Source organism: Pseudomonas rhodesiae (assembly GCF_007858255.1).
In the GTDB taxonomy this organism is placed as follows: domain Bacteria; phylum Pseudomonadota; class Gammaproteobacteria; order Pseudomonadales; family Pseudomonadaceae; genus Aquipseudomonas; species Aquipseudomonas rhodesiae.
Genome location: NZ_VFEU01000027.1, coordinates 52,288 through 62,271 on the forward strand (window position 1 = coordinate 52,288; position 9,984 = coordinate 62,271).

Annotated in this window: 8 protein-coding genes; all 8 read right to left on the reverse strand. The window is 49.6% G+C overall.

Features of this window, described 5'->3' with window-relative positions; genetic code table 11:
• Window positions 1-4: 4 nt before the first annotated feature.
• The 8 genes from FIV35_RS24990 to FIV35_RS25025 all read right to left on the reverse strand — a co-directional run bounded on the left by FIV35_RS24990 (window position 5) and on the right by FIV35_RS25025 (window position 9,713).
• Window positions 5-814 carry an HNH endonuclease gene (locus FIV35_RS24990; protein ID WP_083377775.1) on the reverse strand — a complete coding sequence of 270 codons (810 nt, stop codon included), beginning with the start codon at window positions 812-814 and terminating at the stop codon, window positions 5-7.
• 2 nt (window positions 815-816) lie between these two features.
• Complete coding sequence (locus FIV35_RS24995) at window positions 817-2,472, reverse strand: AAA family ATPase (RefSeq protein ID WP_083377774.1); 1,656 nt, start codon at window positions 2,470-2,472, stop codon at window positions 817-819.
• Between the two features lie 677 nt (window positions 2,473-3,149).
• Window positions 3,150-3,632 carry a Mov34/MPN/PAD-1 family protein gene (locus FIV35_RS25000; protein WP_083377773.1) on the reverse strand — a complete coding sequence of 161 codons (483 nt, stop codon included), beginning with the start codon at window positions 3,630-3,632 and terminating at the stop codon, window positions 3,150-3,152.
• Window positions 3,617-5,284 carry a ThiF family adenylyltransferase gene (locus tag FIV35_RS25005; protein WP_083377952.1) on the reverse strand — a complete coding sequence of 556 codons (1,668 nt, stop codon included), beginning with the start codon at window positions 5,282-5,284 and terminating at the stop codon, window positions 3,617-3,619. The genes FIV35_RS25000 and FIV35_RS25005 overlap by 16 nt, the downstream gene beginning before the upstream one ends.
• Window positions 5,285-5,292: 8 nt before the next feature.
• On the reverse strand, window positions 5,293-6,462 hold the full coding sequence (locus FIV35_RS25010) for a CBASS cGAMP synthase (protein WP_083377951.1): 1,170 nt from the start codon (window positions 6,460-6,462) through the stop codon (window positions 5,293-5,295).
• Complete coding sequence (locus tag FIV35_RS25015; RefSeq protein WP_231980889.1) at window positions 6,446-7,477, reverse strand: CBASS cGAMP-activated phospholipase; 1,032 nt, start codon at window positions 7,475-7,477, stop codon at window positions 6,446-6,448. The genes FIV35_RS25010 and FIV35_RS25015 overlap by 17 nt, the downstream gene beginning before the upstream one ends.
• A gap of 1,084 nt (window positions 7,478-8,561) precedes the next feature.
• Window positions 8,562-8,939 carry a histone-like nucleoid-structuring protein, MvaT/MvaU family gene (locus FIV35_RS25020; RefSeq protein ID WP_083377949.1) on the reverse strand — a complete coding sequence of 126 codons (378 nt, stop codon included), beginning with the start codon at window positions 8,937-8,939 and terminating at the stop codon, window positions 8,562-8,564.
• Window positions 8,940-8,996: 57 nt separating this feature from the next.
• On the reverse strand, window positions 8,997-9,713 hold the full coding sequence (locus FIV35_RS25025; protein WP_083377948.1) for a competence protein CoiA family protein: 717 nt from the start codon (window positions 9,711-9,713) through the stop codon (window positions 8,997-8,999).
• Between the last annotated feature and the right edge of the window lie 271 nt (window positions 9,714-9,984).

The window sequence follows — 9,984 nt, forward strand, 5'->3', positions numbered from 1 at the left end:
TAAATCACTGCAACAATTTGGATACTAAGATACAACGTAGCTGCATTACATCGACATCGAGAAGCCCTCGGAGACATGAAGCCTCCCAGCCATAGCCCACATTAGCATCATCCATAATAATTAACTCATCTTGAATGACTGACTTCCATAGGGAAATATCTTTCTTGGCAAGACGGGCTGTGATTTTGCTAATTTGAACATTCGTACTCAGGTTGAATGCACGTCGGTCAACGCACATCTCTATGTGCGCCATGATACGCCCCCGGTCATCAGCACTGAAAGCAACATCATTAAAACCAAGCTCGTACTGCGTAACCGTACTCGAACTTTTAAAACGAGTTACTAGCTTTAACCTCCCCAGTATCGACTTATCAAATATAGGGTGCAGAAGATGGTGCGCAACTCCGTTGACGTGTTTACTTCCCCGCTTCTGGTTACAGGTATTACAAGAGGGAACCAGATTCCAACTAAATACCGTAAATTCTGGAAAGTACGTTTTGGGAAGATAGTGCTCGACCGTTCCTATGGCTGAATTACCGCACATAGGGCACGACCCCAACATTAACTCTCTAAGTTTCGGTATCCAGTTTAGGCCATACTTTTTAGCGCCACCCTCATACGCCTTATGCATACAGTTACGTTGGTCACCAGTTAGACCAACAGCTACCAACTGAGGAGTCCCAAATTTTTTGAGATAGCCGTCGTAAGCCTTTTCTATTGCATTATAGGTTCCATGTAAAAAGCTGTAGCCCGTGGTTAAGGCACTCAAGCTTTTAAGATCATCAATACCATGGACATGATCAAAAGGTCGCATTTTTAATCATACTCCCCCGGATTAGATATACGATCCTTGATTTCCATGAGCATGTCGATATTGAAAATATCTCGATAAACTTCAACAATTTGCTCAAAAGGTATATTCGCCTTAGCAATAGATTCACTAACCTTTCTATGATAAGCATCCACAGTACTATCACCAAAAACTGCTAACGAAATCTCCGCTACGTTTGCGCCCAACGTCTGAAGATACGGCCTGCTTATGGACGCTTTTTTCCCCTTCCGTTCCAAAATGTGCACACAATGGGTTGGGACTTCGCGCACCACGTATGCAGAATGCGTGGCGATTATGGCTATTGACGATGTACGCTCCAAGATATTATAGAGGAGCATCATATAATCACTTACCAGATTAGGATGCAGGTAAGTTTCGGGTTCATCAATGATCAGCAATGTACCATCCCCTGCCAAATTGAGAAAATGCAAGGCAAAGTGAAACATGCTGCGCTGACCACTGCTCATGTCAATAACTCGACTTAAATCAGTAGTTAAAAAGCTGGGCTCTCGTGTGGTATCGATAGTTCCTAAAATATCCAAAGAGCGCTGCTCCCCCATCATCTGATTAACAAAGCTCCAGTTATTGCCAGCTTTATCTTTCACGCAGGAGCCACTAGGGCAGTCCGCTGTAACCGGTATGGCAAGCAAATGCATTGGCATGAAGCCAGAGAGTACATCGTTGAATATTTTGCTCTTCTCCCGAGCAAAAGCATCATCCGTTAACCTCAACAAGGTTACTAATAAATAGGAAAGATTCTGATGAAACTCGCTGCTTTCTTTCTTAGCGGTGGTATTAAATGCATGATATTCAAAACACCCAAGCTTGCTGAATCGAGGCAAGGAGGAGGAAGGATCTGAGTAGTAGGATACCACCCGATTGAATCTAAAACCTTCGGGAGTACTCAGTGTGGAGTCTTCAAACCTCTCGACCACTCCTTGACCCGACAGTAAAATCGTAGGCGGTCCATCTTGCGCATTATTTGAAACTGAAGCAGCCTCAATAGCAAGGCGGGCTAGCAGGTTTGTTTTACCTGTGCCATTCACACCTATTAGACAATGAATTCTATCATCAAAGAACTTGTGATCACGGAAAGCGACATCAAGAGCCACAAAGTTTTCTGTGCCCGGAAGCATAGTGGTGAATTTAAATGGCACCTTGGCGTCACCCATCGGCGCTTGTATATATGCACCAGCAGCACCGTTGATCAATGCCAAATAAGCATCCTGATAACGGAGAACGCCGAGCCTGAATGGTTCTGTCTGTATAATATGTTCATAATTATTAGCACCCACGCAGCGATCATAAGAGACTTCGTGTAGAGCTTTCAGCAGGAAGGCCACAGCATCAACGGACAGCTGATCGGCTAGTCGTTTATAATCATTGGGGCTAGCCAATAAACTTATAAAATATGACATCTCGCCATTGGGCGCGCTGGAAAGAAAGGCAAAAGGTTTTTGATCTTTTAAATCTAGGGGGATTACATAACCACTGAGAAAGATCTGTTTACTTTTATAGGTAAAATAAATTGACGCATGATAGTTATACCCGAAATCGTTCCAGCCATGTTTCGAAGACGATATATTGATATGCTTATCAAAACCATCCGGTGCTCCCTCCAGTTTAATTATCCATGACATGCCTTCCTCCTTGTGGTGCTCTAGCAACCTTAAATGGTCACGATATTAGCATTTCGGCGTGCAGGAATGGCATCTGATCCAGAATCTCCAGGTGCCAGTGTTGAGAGCCCTTCCGCCCGGACGCCCTCGATGTCCAGTACAGCAGCATTTGGTTTTGAACATGATAAACGCAGCGTATGTCAGCGCCATTCGAAGCAGACGGCTGAGCCCGCTCGAGATACTTTAAACCTCGCGATCACTAATGCGGACAAAAACTGTCACGCTGTAATCATCCAGTGAGGTTTTGGAAATAAGTAAATATCTGAAATTTACGTCAAACCGAGATCGAGATACCGGCCGGTCTAATTCACAATCAAGCTGCAAACCTAGCGACAAAACCTCCAAGAGAGCTCCTGCATTTCACTTGTTTGTCGTTTTCAGCCGACCACGACAGGCAGCAATCGGCCGAGGCTGTGTAAAAAATCGTTTTTGAGCGTGCCAGGTACTCCAAACCAGACTGGAAATCGCGTTTCTATGCGAAATTCACGCCTGCAGACGTGCTGATAAATTTCAGATTTAACGTAGACGTGCACACTTCAATTTTGGCGAAGCGTTTTTACACACTCTGGGCCAATAGCTGCCGGTGGCAACACAATGCACTGGGCTACGAAACCTAATCACAAGTCGCCTCGGGTTTCCTAAGTACCCTCGGTGGCTGTTGTGCTGCATTTGATCAGCGCGTGATGAACCGAGAGCCCCAGCCATATAGTTCCTGTCAGACCTAAAATCATGAACACCATAGGCTTGGTTTGTCGATTTGTGATCTTGACCCACTCATTGATATCCACGCCTGAAGGAGATGGATTGATTTCTGGATGTGTGTGCCATTCGCCCAGATAGTCCATAGTCTTTTCACTAACATGCCATTGCTCTAGGGCGATTTGCTGATGATGATGAGCGGACCTGTCAAATCGGAAGCGGCGGCAACGATCGGTCAACTGCGGAACTGTAACTTGGACTATATGAAGGTGTGGACCTTTCCGATATCCCAGTAAAATCCCCCCCGCTTCGGTTTTTTCGCTTCGGTCTTGGCGGTACCTATCCATGGTCTGTAGAGGCGCGCCTTCTACAAGAATTTTGTGATGATGTGGCGAGGCTTCCCATACTATTGCGGTTCGCATGCAGGACAGCCCTTAATCTTCGAGAGGTTTTTATTTTTCAAGCTGAACACGTCGGCGTTTGCTGTGGCGCGCGTTCTGAAGCATGGAGTAGGCGATCCCTGTAACCAGTCACACACCATCTCTGTGGCCAGTGCCGCAGCATGTAGAGGTGCGGAGACGGCGTAAGGTGTGTACGCGCGGCAGCCATCCGTTCTGCGAACAGACGGTTTTTTGAGTACCCGATAGCGTTCTTGCCGATGAGCATTGGCACTGGGAACGAGAAGGCAGCGATAGCACCCGCCGCCTTTGTCGTCAGTCCAAAGCGCTTGCACTGCCTCCCCGTTACCACGGATCCACACGTGTAAAATAGGTATGTGGCTTTTTCGCTGTAATCGCAGGCCGTTAAGGAGTTCGCTGACAGCTTCCTCACCGGTCGCATCGATTATCAACTCCGATCCCCATAACCCCTGATGAGCAAAAACGCTGCCTGTGATCGCCTCAATCTTGCTGTGGGGAAACTGACGATTCAAATCTGCTGCAAGTGCAGTGGCTTTGAATTCGAAAAGTGACGGGTAGCCAAGTATGTGGCGGCCTAAATTTTCTGGCCCTATCCGGTCTGGATCAATCAGTTTCAAGCCGCCAAGTTTCCCTGTGCCTGCACCTAGGCGCAGCATTGCATGAGCGACAAATGAGCCGATGGCTCCGCAGCCCACCACGGTTACCCTTTTATTATAAAGATCTGGGAAGTGAAGGTTTCTGCTGTGAACAAACTGACTACTGACTTGCTCGATGGATAGCCGGATGAGAGTTGTTTCTCCTCCTTTATTGTGAAGCCATTGCCTGTAACGATTGGGGCTTCGGCTGTAGCCTTTTCTTTTTAAATGGTCCAGGTTGAACCCAAAACCGATCCGGCCGACAGGTGTGTCGATGGCAAAAGAAACATACTTGAATTTCAGGTAGTCAGGCTCAGACAGGATTTTCTGGACACCGGCTGAAAGAGTCTTATCCCACGTGCGTAACCAAGAAAACAATTCCTTAACAGTCCCTGGCATGGCCTTTGGTACTGCCGGGGAGATATGGGTTTTCAACAGCCAGCAACGAAAACTTGAAGGCTTTAGCGTCCCACCCAACGACGAGGCTAACGTTTCTGCTTCTTCACGGTCGCTTGAAATGAACACGCGCTTCTTGCCGGATTTTTCGATGATGAAATAGTGCGCGTATAGGTCTTTTTCGTTCGTGTATCCCATGAGGACGTCCCATGGGGCACTCGTCTGGCCATATTCCCAATGAGCGGTAAATTCATCTTGAATGTCACTGTCTCGGTACTGGGGTTCCGTAGCGATTCGATCGAGTATCGCAGTCGCTTGGTTGAGGCACTGCAACACAGCGGTCGCGGGATCGTATCGATCAAGCGTTACGGAGCCGGGTGCGAAGTAGCAGAGATTACCCAGCACATCAATGTGCGGCATCAGTTCAGGGAGGAAATCAGGACGATCCAATATGCAGATCGCCGGATAGCTCAGGAAATCCCAATCTTTGATTGTGAGCTTGACTGACACGTCGCCTTTTTTACACGCCAGCCCCCCTTTAAAGACACGCACCGGTAGCTTGGCAGCTACCGGTGTAAAGCCACGCGCTCTGAGCGCCCGTAAGGTTTCGCCTAAAGCGCTCATAGGGTTCCTCAGCCTGCACTACTGGACAGAACGACGGGTGGGGCTACTTTTTCTGGAGCGGTGTTGCGGATCGCATCCGCTTCACCGCCCACCTCAATCAGTGTAGTGTCCCAAGGCATTCGACTGCCGAACTGGGCTCTCATTTGAATCACCGCTTCACCTTTTTGATGCTCTCGCATCATCCGGCTTTCGTAGATTGCGCTTCCCAGTTCGGCAAAACGACGCGCAGCAATTGCACGATCAGAACCTTCCAGGCGGTTGAAATCCTCTTTCTCGTCATCAATCCCGGGTTCCCGTATTTCGCCACGGAAGACAACACCTAAATGTTTTGCTGCTGCTTCAGTTACCAGGTCGTCGCGACCGGGTTGGGCAACGAAGTTCTGGGCAACCGCGATCATAATCGAGACGGATGTTGGACCCCCGCTATCCCAATGCACGTCCCGCCAAGCCTTGAGGTAGCGAGATACTCGCCGTAGTTGTTCGCCATGCTCTTCGATGCGATCTCGAAACCAGTTCGCTACTGCTTCAGGATCAGACTCACGCCATTCACCACTTCGAGTGGCCATTGCAATATGGTCCAAATCCTTCCACTGCTGCAGCTCGTAGCTTTCATCCATGGCGCGGGCTGTTGCGAGCTGCTCCATGCCATCCAACATCGCTTTTTCAAGCGAGACCCGCTCGGTAATGGTCTGGAACTCTTCTTCCGGTGCAGCGTACAGGGGAAGGTCGATATGGGCCCAGTCGGCAATTTGAATGCGTATGCAGGTTTTTTTGCCAGTGATCAGGTCCCATTTCTCTGCCTTGCACAGGTCTTTCAGCAGCTCTTCGACCAGAGAAAAGTATGCTTTGGCCATTTGGTGGGGCGGGCCATTTTCCTCCCATACAGTGACAGGGAGGTAAACACCATAATCCCAGTCCATTTCTTGAGCTGGGGACTTGGCAGGCACGACGCACGTGTTATAGGACCAGGACCCTTGAGTTCTGAATCGTGGTTCCACCACATGCTCCATGCCTAAAATAGTTTTTGTAGCTGCACGAATGCGTGGCTTCAAATGTTCACGAACCTTGTTTTTGCATTCCATCAAGAACTTGCGCTGCTCTCGCGTAGGTGCAATTCGATCCTCAAACACATTGGCGTCCGCGCCACCCTTATGGAAGAGCTTATTCAGTTTCAGCATTTTCACGACTCCCTTGGGTAGCGTTAGGGCCATAGAAGAATTGCGGCGGTGATGACCGGTGAGCAAGGAAAGGTTGAAACTCATCCTTCCCCAGCCAGAACTTAGATTGCTCAGAGGCGGCGCCCAGCAGGGCCTCTTTTGCGGGGCGGTCTGCTTTATCGAGCGCAACTGCGCTAGCGCGCTCGTCAGTTAAGGTTTCGTCGATATGGATGTAGCGGCCAGGAAGACGGTGACGAAGCATAAAGTCGCTCAGCGACTCAAGAACTGATATGGATAGTCCAAAGAGACGCTTGGGCGTATTTGTGGGGTTGATGCCTCCCCAGTCATAGGTTCCCCCATCACGATTGCGGCCGGGGTTGGCGGTGAACTTCGAAGACATGGTACCGATGGATAGCAGATGCACGGTCTCGGAAGGTTGACGAAAGAAAGTCTGCGCTTCGTGGTCGGCTAACAGGCCTGGAGCATTGGCATACAATCCTCCATCGACGTACTGGTTGTTATTGAACGTGTGCCGAGGGAAATAAGCAGGAGCGGCGCTCGTGGCTAAGGCGATGTCTACTAGCCGAAATTGATGGTCGCGTTTGAAGCTAGGATGGTGTGAGGTCTTGAAAACTTGAGGCTGTCCGCTCGAGTAGTTGATTGCCGGGATGAGCACTGGGTGTTTGCAGTCGCCCAGCGTGCGTTGACCGAAGAGCGACGGAGCACTGAGCAGGCTCTGCAAAGGTTTTGCAGAGTACGGTGCTCTCAGCATACCCATCAGAGAGAATCGCCGTTTGAAGATTTCTTCCCCATGCTCAACAAACAGATCAACCATAGTCTTCGCAGGAATACGGGAAGCGATTGCCAAGGCAAGAATTCCTCCGATAGAGGTGCCTGCTATCAAGTCAAATCGGGTAGCTATGGGCGCCCCAATCTCCTCCTCTAAATCCGCGAGAATCTTGGCTGTGTACAGCCCCCTAAAACCACCACCCGATAGCGCTAGAATCTGAAAGCGCTCTTGCTTCGATTCAACCACAGTACTTCTCCTCGCTAGTGGATAGTGGGCAAGAAGCATCGTTTTGATCTGTCATGCTCAAGCCCGCAAAAAACCCAAGATATGGGCTTATCCACCCATTCAAACACAACATAGTGTGGTTTTTGGGCACTTGCAAGGCTCAAGCCTGTGGATAACTTGTTAGTATGTATATGGATACAGTCTATACGCCGCAGGCTATATGGGTTGGGGCGTTCAAGAAAAAAATTTTGGATCCGGAATTTTTTAAGAACGTCGCTGTGGATAATTTTTGACGCCTGAAAATCGACAGGGATAGTTGTGGATAACTTATGGCCTGCGGACGCTTCCACCACCAGACGGACGGACGAGATCTGCATTTTGCAGAGGTTTCAGTTGTCAGTTGAGCGCTAATACCGTCGCAGCTAGCGTGATAATCGTGCACAGCCGTTAGGGGGCGATTTTGAGTCAGAATTAATTGCTGAACATTCGGCGGCTTTTGTGTTGTGTAGTGGCCAGCAATTCCCGGAAACAGAATTGAGCTTTTCCTTCTCAACCGCCGGCGGCACGAGACCGTTCTGCTGTTGTGGCCTTTTCCAGTAGTACCGCTGCATGAGGTATCAACGCCAACGTTATCCGCAAGTAGCTACTCACCTACCGGGATCAATCACCTGCAACCTGCCGGCTTTCTTTCCCGTAGAAAGCGGCACTAAAGCGGGAAACAGAAGACACGGTAAGGGACGGTGTGTCTGCCGGACGCTTACGCAGATTTCACACAGCGACATTTTGGAAGTAAATATCCAAAACCGGAAGGGGTTACACGGTTTTGGACATTTACATGCCAGAAGTTTCGATATTGACTTTCAGGTAGTTGAAGGGCCAGAAACGACGAATCCAGCTCTAGGCGGGATTCTCAGCCGTCGATTGCATGCGTTCGACGGGGCAGGACGCTGTTACCTGGCACTGGGCCATCTGACTTTCATCAGAAGAGGGGTACGATCCGAAGATCCCTGTAACCACCCTGTGGTTCACGCCTAGGCGCAGATAAACAATATTCAATCCATAATCGCTATGTCAATCCTGCTGTCACCTCCTGGATCACCAAGACTCACCCCCGATCAGACACCCAGGATTCAACGGTGTCTGAGCCGTATTCAGCTTTCCAGTCCTTCAAAATCTTGTGGTTTCCGCCCTTGGTCTCAACGACTTCGCCAGAATGTGGGTTTTTATAGATTTTGACCTGACGTGGCTTGCGAGTGCCGGCCTTGGATCCTGCAGCGGCCGGAGCACGACGAGTCGAGGCCTGAGGGTCAAGGATAGCAATGACGTTGCGCAAGCCGTAGCCGTACTGAGCGAGCAACTCACGAAGCTTGGTCTCGAACTCGACCTCCTTTTTCAGGCCCTCATCGCCTTTCATTGCTTCCAGGGCAGCCAGTTGCTCTGCCAGGTGTTTTTCGAGTTGACGGAATTCAGCAAGACGGGACATGTAACACCTCAGATATCTAGTGTTGCGAGTATAGGGAAAATGCCTGGGGAACACAGGTTACACAGCTGCATCCGGCGTGATAGACCAGTGCTTACCGTTCCAGCGGAGATTGTTATTGAAGATAGCGGCCAGTAGTTCGAAGTGACTTGTCGACAACCGAGGGGAATGAACATTCACATGAACATCTGCCTCGGGATTTAGAATGCCGAAGAAGAACGTAGGAAGGTTCACAAAAAAGCTGTCAGGAGGCATGGTGCGGTTGAATTCCTCGATCCATCGCTTGCGGAGAATCGACTTGCCCAAAGGCTTGGCCACCTCATCCCTGACCAGCCAGTAACACTCGACGCCATAACGTTCATACCGCTCCTGACGACGAACGAAATCCCGAAGGTGCTGATACGAACGTTGGAGCTCGATGGCAATCTTGCGGTCACCGACCTCGAAATACACGTCAGCCTTCCAGCGATCCTTTCCTGTACCACCTGATACTTCCACACGTGGATTGACGCCGTAGAGGTTGAGCGCGCCGACAATCATGTCTTTACCGGCGATGTGCCATTTGGTCTCAGGTGCAGAAGCGCATTCGTCTGAGTAGTGAGCGAAGAACTGCAGGCCGTTGATGCTGGTCTTGAGAACTGCACGGGAAGAGCAGCAGCCCATTTTGAATGCAAATGGGTTTTCCAGGCTCTGGGCCTTCAGTCTGTCCCATTCCTGGGGCGTGTAGTCGCCTGCGTAGACCGGCTGTTCATCATGAGTGAATGCATCGGGAATCATAGCTATCCGCGTCCTGTGGACTAACTGCAGGCAGTAGGCCACAGATTCTCAGGTGAGCTCAACTGAGTGAATCGCGCCAAGTTTAGTAGATTGATTTGAGCGCCTAACTTAGGTAATGGCTCGTCATTTCAAATGGCAGCTTTTGGCCGATTCTGTTGAAAAAGTCGGAATTTCAGGCTGGAAGAAGGCGACGTTGGCCCTCGCTTCAGAACCTGGTCACCACGTTGCGTGGCTTTCCAGTTCTGCGTTGACCGTTGCAGCTTGGTTAATA

Excerpts from the sequence above, each read along its gene's own strand:
- FIV35_RS25010 (WP_083377951.1), bottom strand. The coding sequence starts at position 6,462 with ATGCTGAAACTGAATAAGCTCTTCCATAAGGGTGGCGCGGACGCCAAT.
- FIV35_RS24995 (WP_083377774.1), bottom strand. The coding sequence starts at position 2,472 with ATGTCATGGATAATTAAACTGGAGGGAGCACCGGATGGTTTTGATAAG.
- FIV35_RS24990 (WP_083377775.1), bottom strand. The coding sequence starts at position 814 with ATGCGACCTTTTGATCATGTCCATGGTATTGATGATCTTAAAAGCTTG.
- FIV35_RS25005 (WP_083377952.1), bottom strand. The coding sequence starts at position 5,284 with ATGAGCGCTTTAGGCGAAACCTTACGGGCGCTCAGAGCGCGTGGCTTT.
- FIV35_RS25025 (WP_083377948.1), bottom strand. The coding sequence starts at position 9,713 with ATGATTCCCGATGCATTCACTCATGATGAACAGCCGGTCTACGCAGGC.
- FIV35_RS25000 (WP_083377773.1), bottom strand. The coding sequence starts at position 3,632 with ATGCGAACCGCAATAGTATGGGAAGCCTCGCCACATCATCACAAAATT.
- FIV35_RS25020 (WP_083377949.1), bottom strand. The coding sequence starts at position 8,939 with ATGTCCCGTCTTGCTGAATTCCGTCAACTCGAAAAACACCTGGCAGAG.